General features: G+C 48.6%; 15 protein-coding genes. 10 read left to right on the top strand and 5 right to left on the bottom strand.

The features are described from left to right. Positions 1–171: 171 nt before the first annotated feature. From WKT10_RS01155 to WKT10_RS01145, 3 genes are all read right to left on the bottom strand, one after another. On the bottom strand, positions 172–624 hold the full coding sequence (locus WKT10_RS01155; protein ID WP_340274891.1) for a PepSY domain-containing protein: 453 nt from the start codon (positions 622–624) through the stop codon (positions 172–174). A 147-nt stretch (positions 625–771) separates the two neighbouring features. Then, positions 772–1,683: an anti-sigma-I factor RsgI family protein gene (locus tag WKT10_RS01150; RefSeq protein ID WP_340274889.1), complete on the bottom strand. Its 912-nt coding sequence runs from the start codon at positions 1,681–1,683 to the stop codon at positions 772–774. Further along, positions 1,680–2,408: an RNA polymerase subunit sigma gene (locus tag WKT10_RS01145; RefSeq protein ID WP_340274887.1), complete on the bottom strand. Its 729-nt coding sequence runs from the start codon at positions 2,406–2,408 to the stop codon at positions 1,680–1,682. Before WKT10_RS01145 ends, WKT10_RS01150 begins: the two co-directional genes overlap by 4 nt. 271 nt (positions 2,409–2,679) lie before the next feature. Between WKT10_RS01145 and rpsL the strand changes: the two genes are divergently transcribed. The 5 genes from rpsL to WKT10_RS01120 all read left to right on the top strand — a co-directional run bounded on the left by rpsL (position 2,680) and on the right by WKT10_RS01120 (position 8,001). After that, positions 2,680–3,099, top strand: coding sequence for a 30S ribosomal protein S12 (gene rpsL, locus WKT10_RS01140; protein WP_066544671.1), 420 nt, complete (start codon positions 2,680–2,682; stop codon positions 3,097–3,099). 232 nt (positions 3,100–3,331) lie between these two features. Continuing rightward, positions 3,332–3,802: a 30S ribosomal protein S7 gene (rpsG, locus tag WKT10_RS01135; protein WP_176255006.1), complete on the top strand. Its 471-nt coding sequence runs from the start codon at positions 3,332–3,334 to the stop codon at positions 3,800–3,802. A 42-nt stretch (positions 3,803–3,844) separates the two neighbouring features. Further along, positions 3,845–5,962, top strand: a complete 2,118-nt coding sequence (gene fusA, locus WKT10_RS01130) for an elongation factor G (protein ID WP_066544667.1) — start codon at positions 3,845–3,847, stop codon at positions 5,960–5,962. A gap of 100 nt (positions 5,963–6,062) precedes the next feature. Further along, on the top strand, positions 6,063–7,256 hold the full coding sequence (tuf, locus tag WKT10_RS01125; RefSeq protein WP_340274882.1) for an elongation factor Tu: 1,194 nt from the start codon (positions 6,063–6,065) through the stop codon (positions 7,254–7,256). A 130-nt stretch (positions 7,257–7,386) separates the two neighbouring features. Next, positions 7,387–8,001 (top strand): thiamine phosphate synthase, encoded by a 615-nt coding sequence (locus WKT10_RS01120; protein WP_340274880.1) that lies wholly within the window; start codon positions 7,387–7,389, stop codon positions 7,999–8,001. Here the strand turns inward: WKT10_RS01120 and thiM are convergent. Together thiM and thiW are read right to left on the bottom strand one after the other, a co-directional pair. Next, positions 7,988–8,806: a hydroxyethylthiazole kinase gene (gene thiM, locus WKT10_RS01115; protein WP_340274878.1), complete on the bottom strand. Its 819-nt coding sequence runs from the start codon at positions 8,804–8,806 to the stop codon at positions 7,988–7,990. The genes WKT10_RS01120 and thiM overlap by 14 nt on opposite strands. 48 nt (positions 8,807–8,854) lie before the next feature. After that, entirely contained in the window at positions 8,855–9,571 is a 717-nt protein-coding gene (thiW, locus tag WKT10_RS01110) for an energy coupling factor transporter S component ThiW (protein WP_066544660.1), read from the bottom strand. Positions 9,572–9,968: 397 nt separating this feature from the next. On the opposite strand from thiW, the gene WKT10_RS01105 reads away from it, so the two are divergent. The 5 genes from WKT10_RS01105 to WKT10_RS01085 all read left to right on the top strand — a co-directional run bounded on the left by WKT10_RS01105 (position 9,969) and on the right by WKT10_RS01085 (position 15,364). After that, a complete protein-coding gene (locus WKT10_RS01105; RefSeq protein ID WP_066544659.1) occupies positions 9,969–10,847 on the top strand; it encodes a YitT family protein in 879 nt (292 codons plus the stop codon). Positions 10,848–10,967: 120 nt separating this feature from the next. After that, a complete protein-coding gene (locus WKT10_RS01100) occupies positions 10,968–12,704 on the top strand; it encodes a DUF5722 domain-containing protein (protein WP_340274873.1) in 1,737 nt (578 codons plus the stop codon). Positions 12,705–12,758: 54 nt separating this feature from the next. Then, positions 12,759–13,532 carry an AIM24 family protein gene (locus WKT10_RS01095; protein WP_066544655.1) on the top strand — a complete coding sequence of 258 codons (774 nt, stop codon included), beginning with the start codon at positions 12,759–12,761 and terminating at the stop codon, positions 13,530–13,532. Between the two features lie 217 nt (positions 13,533–13,749). Next, positions 13,750–14,448: an N-acetylmannosamine-6-phosphate 2-epimerase gene (locus WKT10_RS01090; protein ID WP_337434268.1), complete on the top strand. Its 699-nt coding sequence runs from the start codon at positions 13,750–13,752 to the stop codon at positions 14,446–14,448. Between the two features lie 10 nt (positions 14,449–14,458). After that, entirely contained in the window at positions 14,459–15,364 is a 906-nt protein-coding gene (locus tag WKT10_RS01085; RefSeq protein ID WP_066544650.1) for an ROK family protein, read from the top strand. The last annotated feature ends 11 nt before the right edge of the window (positions 15,365–15,375 follow it).

Below are 15,375 nucleotides of genomic sequence, written 5' to 3'. Positions count from 1 at the left end.
GCTTCTGCACCTCATATAATATAAATTAGACGAACGGAAGCATATAAAAGTTTCATAGAAACAGAAAAAATTTAAGAAAGTGGGAACACATGAAAAAAGCCGCAGGCTTCTGCGTCAGCATTTGCCATGCGGCTTTGAGCCGGGGATGGTCACTGTCTTACAGAGAATGGATTAGTCGTCCCAGTGGTCATCATCATCGTCGAATCTGTCGTCATCGTCGAATCTGTCGTCATCCCAGCGGTCGTCATCATCCCAGCTGTTATCGCGGTCGTCATCCCAACAGTCATCCCGCAGATTATCCCAGTCACGGTTGTTTTCGTAATCAGCCTTGATCACTTTACCGGTATAAGCGTTTACTTCCACATCATACTCAAACTTTCCGGCAGTGAATTCCAGCTCATATACGCCGTCGTCCAGTTCGCATTCCTGTTCTGTGAACACAGCATCCGCTTCTTTAATTTTCATAGCCTTTAAAGCGGCTTCCTTTGCCTGCTCAATGCCGATTATCTTTTTGGCAGTTCTGGGGGATGCTGATGCGGTAATCGTGCTGCCGATTACAGTTACAAGTGCCATTGCTGCAACAACTGCTGCCATCATAGATTTTTTCAGGTTCATCTTTCTCATTATAGTTTCCTCCTTGATCTATCACCTGTGCTTGGATTGTTTTTTCTTTACATAGACAGAATACGGAGTGCATTTGAAAAAAACGGGGTCGAAATGAAAAAATATAATTTTTTAAAAGTTTAATATGTCCCTGATATCAGGTCGATTTTAATCATTGCTGTCATCATCTGCTGCGTCATCCCAGTCGTCCTCCTGATTATCGTCTGAGCCATGATTGGTGGTATCATCCCAATCCTCATCCCGCTGTTCATCTGAATCCTCATTCCAATTATCATTCGGGTGGGCTGTCGGGACAGTTTGATGTGCCGCCGGGGCAGTCTGCACAGCGGCAGGCACTGTTTCGGAAACGGGGGGAGCAGCAGGAAATGCGGTTTCGGCTTCACGCGCCGTACCAGATTCCGGACTCTCATCAGGTTTGGGATCAGCACTTATATGGATATCCGATCCAAGGCGACCGTCAAGCTCCCAGGTGAGATCTCTTTTCATCTCATCCACCCAGTCCTCATGAGCAGAGGAAACGCCTACATAGATCGTCCCGCCTGGAGCCAGATAGTCCATATCTATGGCCCGCTCGGCCAGATCTGCCGCAGCTTCTTCGACTTTCTTCCTTTTATAGTCATATCCCCGGATCAAGTCCTCTCCATCCCGGTTGATGCCGGATAATGAAAGCACATAATCCAGCCGGTTTACAGACAGTTCTACTTCCGGGTTGATGGACAGCCGTACTGTTCCGTAAGGGCTCATAATAAAATAGTGGCCTCCAGACAGCAGAAGGCAAAGGGCTGCGGCTGCGGGAAGAGCAGACTTTAACCAGCGGGAAAGGCGGCTGATCCTTCGGACGGCAGGCTGTACTTCCACCGCTTCCTCAAATACTGTATCGTAAAAAGAATCAGACTGGCAGTCCGCTTCCGAAAAGGCGGCTCCGGGTTCTACGATTTCCATAATGGTATCTACCGTCTGTCCTACCTCATAATCCATATTGGCGGCCTTCAGAAAACGCCCGTCCTCATCCAGCACCACTGCATAAGCCATATGACATTCCATGATCAGATATTTCATTCTGCTGCGCCTCCTTTTTTCATCTGTGAGAGATGACCGCGTATGATTTCAAATCCGTTTGTAAAAGCAAGAAGAATGGCAATGAGATATTTCCGGTGACGTTCCAGCGTCTTTTTTTCTGCCCCTGAGCCCAGAACCAGCCGGCTTAAGGGGAGTTTACGGCTGCGGATCATCTGTTCCAGAAGCTCCGGATGTTTTTTTGCATAATCCAGAACCTTCATGCAGGCGTCCAGGGTGCGCTCCTGGCGGGGGCAGCTGTCTGCCACATCAGTGAGCGAAAGTCCAAAACCTGCAAGCTCTGCGGAAAATGTTTCGATTTCTGACTGAGCGGCAGCCAGATCCTGATAATCGGAAATATCATCAACTCCCGGATCGGTTTTTTCCAAAAGAGTGCAGCCGTCCTCCTCCGCAGGCTGGTCTAAGGAGAGCTGCCCACTGTGCTTTTGCTCCTTCCGGAAATAGTCGATCAGGCGGTTTCGGATTCCGGCTGCTGCAAGAGGCAGAAAAGGACCTCTGTCCGGATTATAAACCGTCATTGTTTCATAAAAAGCAAACATGGCCACAGACAGCTCATCATCCCGTCCCTCAACCGGAGGACGGTGGATAAAGCGTGCGGTTTCTGCTTTGATAAATGGCATATAGGATCGGATCAGCTGATCCGCTGCCTCAGGATCCTGCCTGGAGCGCATGACCTGCTGAACGATTTTATGTTCCTCGAATTTCATAGTAATCCTCCCAAAGATAGAATACGCAGACAAAGAAATGAAAAACGGGGCAGGGGCTGCGTATATTTGATTATCCATGAAAATACCAGATGATGCAATAAAAATTGCGTAAATGTTTTATAGAAAAATGCAAAAGAGCACCCTCAAAAAATACTTGACAGATTTACGCCTTATGCTATAATGAAAAAGTGTGTTCAAAACACTTATGTTTTGGTGCACAAAAGCTGAAAGACACAGCAACCAACAGTCAATATCACAGGAGGTGAAAAGGATGCCAACATTTAACCAGTTAGTTAGAAAGGGAAGACAGAGCAGCGCAAAGAAGTCTACTGCACCAGCTCTGCAGAAGGGTTACAACTCTTTACAGAAGAAGGCAACAGACGTATCTGCACCACAGAAGCGCGGCGTATGTACCGCTGTTAAGACTGCTACCCCTAAGAAGCCTAACTCTGCACTTAGAAAGATCGCCAGAGTACGTCTTTCCAATGGTATCGAAGTAACAAGCTACATCCCAGGAGAGGGACACAACCTTCAGGAGCACAGCGTTGTTCTGATCCGTGGAGGAAGAGTTAAGGACCTGCCAGGTACCAGATACCACATCGTTAGAGGTACACTGGATACAGCAGGCGTAGCAAACAGAAAGCAGGCTCGTTCCAAGTACGGCGCTAAGAGACCGAAAGACAAGAAGTAATTTCAAAGCAGTTTGGAACAAACCAGATTAGTACCACTAACAGCAGTAAAGTGACGGCGGAAGATATTTCCGCATTTGTTAGTGCCGGATCCGTGATATTGTACCTGTGGTTGCAGGAAATATATAGACCGAGCACGAACACATTTTATGGAAACATGTGAGTACCGTTGAGTTAATGGAAACTGCCTGTATCATTTCAGATAAAAGGCAGCATATTAAGGAGGGAAGTAACGTGCCACGTAAAGGACATACTCAGAAAAGAGACGTTCTGGCAGACCCGATCTACAACAATAAGGTTGTGACAAAGCTGATCAACAATATCATGTTAGACGGCAAGAAGGGTGTTGCACAGAAAATCGTATACGGCGCATTCAATCGTGTAGCTGAAAGCACCGGTAAGGATGCAATCGAAGTATTTGAAGAAGCAATGAACAACATTATGCCTGTACTTGAGGTTAAGGCAAAGCGTATCGGCGGCGCTACCTATCAGGTGCCCATCGAGGTTAAGCCTGAGAGAAGACAGGCTCTGGCTCTGCGCTGGATCACTCTGTACTCCCGTAAGAGAGGCGAGAAGACTCAGGAAGAGAGACTGGCAAATGAGATTATGGACGCAGCCAACAACACCGGCGCATCTGTAAAGAAGAAAGAGGATATGCACAAGATGGCAGAGGCAAACAAGGCGTTTGCTCACTACCGTTTCTAATTGCAGACCGGCTTTTTTCGTTAAATTAAGGAGGAAAATCCCTTGGCTGGAAGAGAATATCCGTTGGAAAGAACCAGAAATATCGGAATCATGGCTCATATCGATGCTGGTAAGACTACCACAACCGAGCGTATTCTGTATTACACTGGTGTAAATTATAAGATCGGTGATACTCACGAAGGTACTGCTACCATGGACTGGATGGCTCAGGAGCAGGAAAGAGGTATTACCATTACTTCCGCTGCTACAACCTGCCACTGGACTCTGCAGGAAAACTGCAAGCCGAAGCCAGGCGCATTAGAGCACCGTATCAACATCATCGATACACCTGGACACGTAGACTTCACTGTTGAGGTTGAGCGTTCCCTGCGTGTATTGGATGGCGCTGTAGGTGTGTTCTGTGCAAAGGGCGGCGTTGAGCCACAGTCTGAGAACGTATGGCGTCAGGCTGACACTTACAATGTACCCCGTATGGCATTCATTAACAAGATGGATATCCTGGGTGCAAACTTCTACGGCGCTGTAGAGCAGATCAAGACCCGTCTGGGCAAGAACGCTATCTGCATTCAGCTGCCAATCGGCAAGGAAGAGGATTTCAAGGGAATCGTCGATCTGTTTGAGATGAAGGCCTACATCTATAATGATGATAAGGGCGATGACATTTCTATCGTTGACATTCCTGAAGATATGCAGGACGATGCAGAGTTATACCGTACCGAGCTAGTAGAGAAAATCTGCGAGCTGGACGATGACCTGATGATGATGTATCTTGAGGGCGAGGAGCCTTCCAATGATGAGCTGAAGAAGGTATTAAGAAAGGCTACCTGCGAGTGTACAGCAGTTCCTGTATGCTGCGGTACCGCTTACAGAAACAAGGGCGTTCAGAAGCTTCTGGATGCTATTATCGAATTCATGCCATCTCCATTAGACATCCCTGCGATCAAGGGTGTTGACCTGGACGGAAATGAGATTGTTCGTCATTCTTCTGATGAAGAGCCGTTCGCAGCGCTTGCATTCAAGATTATGACTGACCCATTCGTGGGCAAGCTTGCATTCTTCCGTGTATATTCCGGTACTTTGAACTCCGGTTCTTACGTACTGAATGCTACAAAGGGCAAGAAGGAGCGTGTAGGACGTATCCTTCAGATGCATGCTAATAAGAGAAATGAACTTGATAAGGTTTACTCCGGCGATATCGCTGCAGCAGTAGGCTTTAAGACAACCGGTACAGGCGATACCATCTGTGATGAGAAGAACCCTGTTATCCTGGAGTCTATGGAGTTCCCAGAGCCGGTTATCGATATCGCGATCGAGCCAAAGACAAAGGCAAGCCAGGACAAGATGGGCGACGCTTTAGTCAAGCTGGCAGAAGAAGATCCTACTTTCAAGGTTCGTACAGACGAAGAGACCGGCCAGACCATTATCTCCGGTATGGGCGAGCTTCATCTGGATATTATCGTAGACCGTCTGCTGCGTGAGTTCAACGTAGAGGCTAACGTAGGCGCTCCTCAGGTTGCTTACAAGGAGACCTTTACCAAGGCCGTTGACGTTGACAGCAAGTATGCAAAGCAGTCTGGTGGTCGTGGACAGTACGGTCACTGTAAGGTTCACTTCACACCAATGGAAGCAAACGCAGAAGAGACCTTCAAGTTTACTTCATCCGTTGTTGGCGGTGCTATTCCTAAGGAGTACATCCCGGCAGTCGGCGCAGGTATTGAGGAAGCAGCTAAGACTGGTGTTCTGGGCGGATTCCCTGTACTGGGCGTTTGGGCAGATGTATACGACGGTTCTTACCATGAGGTTGACTCTTCTGAAATGGCATTCCACATCGCAGGTTCCATGGCATTCAAGGATGCTATGCAGAAGGGTAATCCAATCCTGCTTGAGCCGATCATGAAGGTAGAGGTTACCATGCCTGAGGAGTACATGGGTGATGTTATCGGTGATATCAATTCACGCCGTGGACGTATCGAGGGTATGGAGGACATTGGCGGCGGTAAGATGGTTAAGGCTTACGTTCCGCTGTCTGAGATGTTCGGCTACTCTACAGACCTTCGTTCCAGAACACAGGGACGCGGCAACTACTCCATGTTCTTCGAGAAGTATGAGCCAGTTCCAAAGAACGTTCAGGAGAAGGTTCTTGCTGACCACAAAAAGTAAAAAAGGCTTGTAAATCAAAGTAAAATAGAATATAATGATTGATAGCCTGACTAACTATATCAGCCCTAAAAGGGGCGCAAATTAAGGAGGACGTTATAAAATGGCTAAAGCTAAGTTTGACAGAACTAAACCACATTGTAACATCGGTACCATTGGACACGTTGACCACGGCAAAACTACTCTGACCGCAGCTATCACAAAGGTTCTTTCAGAGAGAGTTGCAGGCAACGCAAAGGTAGATTTCGAGAACATCGATAAGGCTCCAGAGGAGAGAGAGCGTGGTATCACCATCTCTACTTCTCACGTTGAGTATCAGACAGAGAAGAGACACTATGCACACGTTGACTGCCCAGGACATGCTGACTACGTTAAGAACATGATCACTGGTGCTGCTCAGATGGACGGCGCTATCCTGGTTGTAGCTGCAACTGATGGTGTTATGGCTCAGACAAGAGAGCACATCCTTCTGTCCCGTCAGGTAGGCGTTCCTTATATCGTAGTATTCATGAACAAGTGCGATATGGTAGACGACGCTGAGCTGCTTGAGCTGGTTGACATGGAGATCCGTGAGCTGTTAAATGAGTACGAGTTCCCGGGCGATGATACACCTATCATCCAGGGTTCTGCTCTGAAGGCTCTTGAGGATCCGATGGGTCCATGGGGCGACAAGGTTATGGAGCTGATGGAGGCTGTTGACAGCTACATTCCAGATCCTGTACGTGAGACAGAGAAGCCATTCCTTATGCCTGTAGAGGACGTATTCACCATTACTGGCCGTGGTACTGTTGCTACTGGTAGAGTAGAGCGTGGTACTCTGAACCTGAACGACGAAGTTGAGATCATCGGTATCCATGAGGACGTTCGTAAGACCGTTGTAACTGGTATCGAGATGTTCCGTAAGCTTCTTGACAGCGCTGAGGCTGGTGATAACATCGGTGCTCTGCTGCGTGGTGTTCAGAGAACAGAGATCGAGCGTGGACAGTGTCTGTGCAAGCCAGGTTCTGTAAAGTGCCACAACAAGTTTACCGCTCAGGTTTACGTTCTGACCAAGGACGAGGGTGGCCGTCATACACCTTTCTTCAACAACTACCGTCCACAGTTCTACTTCAGAACAACTGACGTTACCGGCGTTTGCGAGCTGCCAGCAGGTACAGAGATGTGTATGCCTGGTGATAACGTAGAGATGTCCGTAGAGCTGATTCATCCAGTAGCTATGGAGCAGGGTCTGCGTTTCGCTATCCGTGAGGGTGGACGTACAGTAGGTTCCGGTAGAGTTGTATCTATCGTAGAGTAATTAAATCGTTACAGGCCATCAGGCCGTACGAACGTGATAAATGATATATCTGAATGGATATTGTGCCCAAACGAGTTGGCCCCCGGAGTTTCCGGGGGCTTTTTATAATACAGAAAGGGAAATGCAGCTTATGTATGAACGTATGGTAGCAGTAACCAATCACAGGCTCTGCAGAATGCCGGAGGGGGCGGATCAGACAGAAGATGGCTGTTTTGAACCGGGAACGGGACTCTGGGAGAGCTATCTGGATCAGATTCGGAAGATTGTAAGTGTCAAACCCAGAGCAGTAGTGCTCAGGGAAAAGGACTTAAGCCCTGAGATTTACAGGAAGCTGGCAGAGGAAGTGGATCAGATCTGCCGGGAACAGGATCAGATGCTGATTTTAAACACAGCTCCTGCAGCAGCCGCACAGCTGGGCATGAGGAAGCTTCATCTTCCGATGAGTATATTGAGAAGGGAAGGGAGACCGCTGGATGCAGAGTGTGTGGGAACATCCATTCACTCGGTGGAAGAGGTAAAAGAGGCTGTCCGGCTGGGCGCAGATTATCTGTTTGCAGGCAATATCTATGAGACAGATTGTAAGAAAGGGCTTCCGGGGAGAGGACTGGACTTCTTAAGACAGGTTTGTATGGAAAGCAGTGTTCCTGTTTATGCCATTGGCGGAGTAAATGAAGAACGCCTGCCGGAGATCCTGAGTACAGGAGCGGCAGGCGGATGTATGATGTCCGGTTTTATGAAGCTGTAGAAGAAAGATCAACAGAATGCAGACGGATTTCGGATTTCAGCGTTTCATCTGTCATCAGGGAAAGCTGATCCAACAGGCTTATGTGATATGTTCCAAGTCCCTTTGAAGCATCGGCCCGTTCTCCGGCAATTCCCAGGACAGCAGCTCCGCAGACCGCTGCCTCAAGGGGGGATACTACTGCCATAAAGGTTCCCATGATGCAGGTAAGCATACAGCCGGTTCCCGTGATGCGGGCCATGGATGGAGAACCGTTTTCAAGAAAATAGGCTTTATCATCCTGAGGAGATACAATAATATCCACCTCACCGCTGGCAGCTACGACGGCCTGTGTGCGGTCTGCAATCTCCTTCATCAGCCGGGCCAGACGAAACTGTGCCATTGGGTCATTCTTAGTGACAGCGTCTTCTTGGCTTACGTCGATCCCCTGGTTGTGGAAGCCTGCGCCGGCAATGGCGCGTATCTCGGAAACATTTCCCTTGATCACAGCGGGACGGCATTCTTCCAGAAACCGTCTGGCAAGCTTCATACGGAAATCACTGCAGGTGATGCCTACCAGATCTATGACAGCCGGACGCACATTTCCTGCCAGAAAAATGGATTCGGCCCTGGCATCGGTGATATTTCCTAGGCTGACAGTAAGGGAACGGGCTATTTGGGCAATCGAGGCTGCTTCTTCGGGATGCTCGGCCATGATAGGACGTGCGCCCAGAGCCAGAACTGCATTTGCACAGTCATTGACTACAATGGGGTGGGTGATGCAGTGAATTAAAGGTGCTTCTTTATGCAAGAGGGAGATAGGATTCATGATGAGATCCTCCTTTGATGTAAGTATGGAAATGGGAAAATGCGCGTTTCAGGCTGCTTTGGGCCGTTTGATGCTCCAGTATATCAGGGCGGCTGCCAGAAAGCCGACCAGAACTATATAGCGGAGACTGTTTATCACAGAACCGCCCTGAGGTACAAGCTGATGGACAGCTACCGTCACAGCCAGATAGCCGATAAAGCCTGAAAATGCGATTCCCAGCGCATCATTTACCACGTCCTCTCCGGAATCATACGTCCGGGAACCCAGAGTTTCCTGGAACATGGATAAGAGTCTGGCTTTCTGCAGATGCTTTAAAAACAGAAATGCAATGGTTCCTCCAATGAGCGTGCCTGCAATGAAGGAAGGCACATAAAAGAACCAGGTAAGGCCGGTTTTTCCCCAGACAAAGGTCATGACAGGATAGGAGAGTATGGCTCCGATGATGCCTGTGCCGATGACCTCCCCTGCAAAGGCCCATACCAGCCTGCCACGGGACATTCGGTAGAGCATACCGGATAGAAAGGCTCCGAATATAGCTCCTGTGAGTGCTAAAGGCGGGATCCCCATACAGGTCATGCGGATGATGCCAATGGCAAGGGCGCACACAAAGGCATACCAGGGGCCAAGCATGACCGCACAGGTGACATTGATAAAATGTGCCATGGGACACATTCCCTCTACCCGGAGAATGGGGGAAATGACCACTCCCAGGGCTGTCATCATGGCAAGAAAGACCAGTTTTGCAGCGTGTTTGTTTTTGTTCATAGATTCCTTCCTCTTTTCTGCTGCGGGAAATGCCGGCAGGGAGCATTTCAGGGTACAAAAAAACGCACCTGCGTGCGTCAAGTCTATGTTCCCGGAATACAGGCATAGCGACGGCAACTTCCAGACAGCTGTAATAGGGCGCAGAATATGCGCTCTGCGGTCGATGCTCGATTGCATCCTCTCAATCCGAAACACGGACTCCCATCGCTATCCTTTTGTACGCAGCATCAGGGCGCTCCCCCTCACACCGGCTCAGCATCCGAAAAAGGAAACAGATACAAAAGTTCTAAATGTATTATAAACGCAGGAAGCAGATTGTCAAGTGCAAGTTTCTTGACAGCTCCCATGAAAAATGATACCCTCGGTGATAGGAAATAAAATAAGGGAGAATCTTGTAATGGAACAGAAGAATGACAGACAAAAATGGCTTCGTATGACCGCACGGGTGGGAGCCATTTTATTTGGAAATGCGATTTATGCCATGGCCGTAGTGCTGTTTATCATGCCGAATGGGCTTGTAACCGGAGGTACTACGGGCATGGGCCTGTTTTTTAACCGGCTCTGGGGAATCCCTGTGAGCCTTTTTGTAAGTATCTTTAATATTGCGGTCTTTGGTCTGGGGCTGTGGCAGTTAGGAAAGGAATTTGCCCTTACCACGGCCTTAAGCACCGTGTTTTATCCCGCTGCCCTGGCAGTAATGGAGCGCACGGGAATACATGGCTTTTACATGGAAGAACGGCTGGTAGCCGTAATTTATGCCGGTATTCTCATTGGAGCGGGAATCGGGATCGTCATAAAGGCAGGCGCTTCTACCGGAGGTGTGGACATCCCCTGTCTGATCCTGCGCAAGAAGTGCGGCATCAATGTATCCCTGTCTCTTTATGTACTGGACTGCGTGATCCTGGCAATGCAGCTCATTACTTCATCCGCAGAGGCAGTGCTTTACGGCATTCTTCTGATCGTGACTTATACCCTGGTGCTGGATAAGGTTCTCATGGCCGGCATGACAAAGATGCAGGTGAAGATAGTAAGCCGACGCCATGAACAGATTAATGCCCTGATCAGCCAGCGGCTGGACTGCGGAACCAGCCTTCTCCACATGGAAACCGGTTACCTTCACCGGGAACAGGATATGGTGCTGGCTGTGATTTCCAAGCGGGATCTGCCAAGGCTGAACCAGCTGGTGCTGGATGAGGATCCGGAAGCGTTTATGATCATCAATCAGATCAATGAGGTTCAGGGGCGGGGATTTACTTTAAAGAAGGTATACAAGTAAGACTTAAGATAATGTAATAAAATCGTAATTGAATTTGTAAGATAGATTATGTATCATAGAGGTTGACATCAAAACGGGTCATCCGTAAGTACACACATCAATTCTGGAGGTGATCTCAAAATGAAGCATAAACTGTTTAAAAGAAGCAGAGGCATGGCTCTGGCAGCCGCGCTGTTTTTTGGAGTGACAGCAGTAAGCCTGGGTGCTTTTTCCAGGTCTGTATCCGCGGAGGAAACACAGGCTTCAGGTGAAGCTGCACAGGAGGCAGCAAAAGAGGATATTGCGCTCACAGGCCAGATCCGTTCCTGTAAGGTGACGGCAGACAAGCAGAATGTGGAAATCGCCTTTTCCACCAGCGGCGATACAGCCGGCACCGATGGAAAGGTCTATATATTTGAACAGCAGACCTATGAGAACAGTCTGGATGGAAGAACCGATTATATTGCTTCGGCAGACGCCCTTATATCATCCTCTGCTCAGGTGCCGTTAAATTTCGGAAGCACAGCAGACCGCCTGTACAGCAAATTTGTACTGGCTGCTTATGACGGCACAGAGTATAAAGCCATCAGCGAGCCTCATTACATTACCAATCCTGAGGCAGTGGCCAAAAATACGGAAGCATTCAAGGATCCTCTGACTAAAAAGGGACTGAACATCGAAATTGATATGCTGGAGGATGCCTTTGACCTGGGTGTAAAGCATGTAACCACCAATATTGCGTTTTCACAGATCATGGGTACAGGCATTGAATATGAATATGACGGCAAGATCTATCATTTTAACAAGGCCATCATGGATGATTATGACAGGACCATCAGCGCTCTTTCCAATAAGGGAATGACCGTCACGGTGATCATTTTAAATGACTGGAACCCCAACCGTCCGGATCTGATCTATCCGGGTACGAAGAAGTCTTCCAATGCCTTTTATTATATGTTCAACGGGGCAAACGAAGCCGGTTTTGAGCAGACCAGAGCCATTGCAGCCTTTTTGGCTGACCACTACAGCGGAAAAGATTCCAACCATGGAAAGGTTTCCAACTGGATCATTGGAAATGAGATCAATAATCAGCAGTGGAACTATATGGGTTCTATGGATCTTACAAATTATGTAAAAGTATACCAGCAGGCGTTCCGTATTTTCTACACGGCCATCAAGAGTACCAATGCCAATGACCGGGTGTATTTCTCACTGGATTACAACTGGATGAATGAGATTGACGGAAAACTGAAATACGGCGGCAAGGAGATCGTAGACAGCTTCAATTCCATTGCTAATGTTCAGGGGCAGATGGACTGGGGACTGGCCTATCATCCGTATCCCTGTCCCATGATTGAGCCGGAATTCTGGGATGATCCCAAAGCTACCGGGCTCTTTACAAATGATTTTAACTCACCAGTTATAAATTTTGCCAATCTGAACGTACTTACCGATTACTTTAACCAGGAGGCACTGAAGGCTCCTTCGGGAAATGTGCGTCATATTATTCTGACCGAGCAGGGCTTTACCTCCTATAGTCCCACCAGAGGCGATATTCCTGAGATCCAGGCAGCTGCCTATGCGTACTCCTACTACCTTGTAGACAGTAATCCATATATTGACGCATATACGGTAAGCCGCCAGGTGGATGCTCCCAGCGAGGCAAAGCAGGGACTGAAGTTCGGCCTGTGGGAGTGCGATATGAATCAGCCGGATAAGATCGTAGCAACGAAACGCAAGAAGATCTGGCAGGTATTCCGGGATATTGACAAGAAAAATTCGACTCTGGAAACCTCAGAGTTTGCCAAGTCTATTATCGGAATTGAAAAGTGGTCTGATGTGATTCCAAACTTCAAGTGGAAGAATCTGGAAAAATAAAATCAAACGATATCTGCCGCAGGCTGCGATATCAGAGAGAACAGGAGGAAATCTATGTACCGTATTTCTAATTTCACCGACAATGATGATGTAAAAGTCCTTGCAAAGCTGGGAGCCTTTGAGGTAATCGAATATCAGCGCGACTTAAGCGTGACTCCCGGATCGGCAGTAACCGCTTATTACTGCGCGCAGATGAATGTGAGAAAGCGCCAGCTGGTATGCAGTCTGGATCAGTCTAATGTGACCATTCAGGCAGGCGCCATGCAGTGGATGTTAGGAGATGTAAAGGCAACCACCGGCATTAAGGGCGTGGGAGATTTCCTCGGCAAAGCGGTCCGGGGCAAGGCAACCGGAGAATCCGCCATAAAGCCGGAGTATACGGGAAGCGGCGTTTTGGTGCTGGAACCTACCTATAAGTATCTGATCCTGATGGATGCAGCCCAGTGGGGCGGCGGAGTGGTGCTGGATGACGGTCTGTTTTTAGCCTGTGAATCTACCCTGCAGCACAAAGCAGTGATGCGTTCCAATTTCTCTTCTGCAGTGGCCGGAGGAGAGGGACTGTTTAACCTGAGCCTGAATGGGAACGGAGTGTTCTGTATCGAATCTGAATGCCCGAAAGAGGAGTTGATCGAGATTGAGCTTCAGAACGATGTGCTCAAGGTGGACGGCAATTATGCCATTGCCTGGAGCAAGAGCCTGGACTTTACGGTAGAGCGCTCCGGAAAGAGCCTGATCGGCTCCGCAGCTTCGGGCGAAGGCCTGGTAAATGTATACCGCGGCACAGGAAAGGTGCTGATGATGCCAACGGCAAAGATGCCGAATATCTGATGGAACACGTTTGAAATGGAAACAGGATTGTCTGTGAGATGCCATTCTCAGGGCAGTCCTGTTTTTAAAATGAGTAATAAAAAAATATTTCAACACATTTATAATTGAAAAAAATATTTCTTTATGATATAGTTATAAAAGAAATATTTCATGGCATCGACCTTTTGGGCAAAATGGGGAATGTCTGTAAGGGTGGTTGCAGAACAGGAGGAGATACATGAACAAGCAGGAACTATTTGAGCAGATCAAGGGGCAGATGATCATCTCATGCCAGGCTATTCCGGGAGAACCTCTGTATGTGGAGGAAAAATCTGTGATGTACCTGATGGCGAGAGCGGCAAAGATGGCGGGGACTCCGGCGATCCGCACCAGCAGCATCCGGGACGTAGCTGCGATCAAGGAGGAGACAGGACTTCCGGTTATCGGACTGGTAAAGATCCAGTATCCCGGCTTTGAAAGCTACATTACTCCTACCATGAAGGAGGTCGATGAGCTTGTCGCTGTTGGAAGCGATGTGATCGCGTTAGACTGTACGCTGCGCGCACGGGGAGACGGAAAGACAGTAAATGAGTTTATAAAAGAGGTGCGCCAGAAATATCCGGATGCCATTCTTATGGCAGATATATCAAACTATGAGGAGGGAGTCAATGCCTGGAAGCTGGGAATGGATATTGTGGGAACTACCATGAGCGGCTATACGGCAGATTCTCCTCATATGGACGGCCCGGATTATGAGCTGGTAAGCCGTTTGTCAAAGACTGTGGACGTTCCGGTTATCGGAGAGGGGAAAATCCATTACCCAGATCAGGCGGTAAAAATGCTGGATGCGGGAGCGTTTGCCATTGTGGTAGGCGGAGCGATCACAAGACCGTTAGAGATTGCAAACCGTTTTATGGATGCAGTGAAGAACCGATAGGAGGAGCACGATGGGGACAGCAGCACTGGATATCGGAGGAACCGCCATTAAGTCAGGGATATGGACGGGAATAAAGGACGAAATAAAAGAAGTAAGGGAGACTCCGACCAATGCCCGGCTTGGAGGTGCCCATGTAGTGGAACAGGCTGTAAAGATTCTGGAAAGCTATCATGGTTTTGATGCCATTGGGATCAGCACCGCCGGACAGGTAGATTCCCAAAGAGGAATGATACGCTATGCCAATGAAAACATTCCCGGTTATACGGGAATGGAGATCGGCCGCATGTTGAGAGAGCGTTTTCATGTGCCTGTAGCCGTAGAAAATGATGTAAATGCAGCCGCACTGGGTGAAGGAATCTTCGGCGCAGGAAGGGGAGAGAGGGATTTTCTCTGTCTGACCTACGGCACCGGTGTGGGCGGAGCGATTGTGATGGATCAGAAGGTGTACCATGGCTGCGCCTTTTCCGCAGGAGAATTTGGCGGTCTTCTGATTCATCCTGAGGATCGGAAAGAGGGAGAGTTTTTCAGCGGCTGCTATGAGAAATACGCTTCAGCCACAGCACTTGCAGCCAGAGCCATGGTCATTGATCCAGCGCTTACAGACGGGAGGAAGATATTTGCGGCTATCGACCAGCCGGGGGTGCAGGCGGCTGTGGATGAGTGGATCGATGAGATTGTGAACGGACTGCAGACGCTGATCCATATTTTTAATCCGTCCTGTGTGATCTTAGGCGGCGGCGTCATGGCCCAGCCTTATGTAACAGAGCAGGTAAGAGTGCGTACTATGGAGCGCATTATGCCAAGCTTCAGGGATGTGAATATTCTTCCTGCCGAGTTGGGAAACAGAGCCGGTCTTTTGGGAGCTGCCTGGCTGGGGAGAGAGGAAAAAAGAAAAGAAAACGGAAAGTTACAATAAATGAAAAATCA

Source organism: Enterocloster sp. HCN-30185 (genome assembly GCF_037890305.1).
Taxonomy (GTDB): Bacteria; Bacillota; Clostridia; order Lachnospirales; family Lachnospiraceae; genus Enterocloster.
Note: the sequence above shows the minus strand (reverse complement) of the source record. Positions and strands in the feature narration are given on the sequence as shown.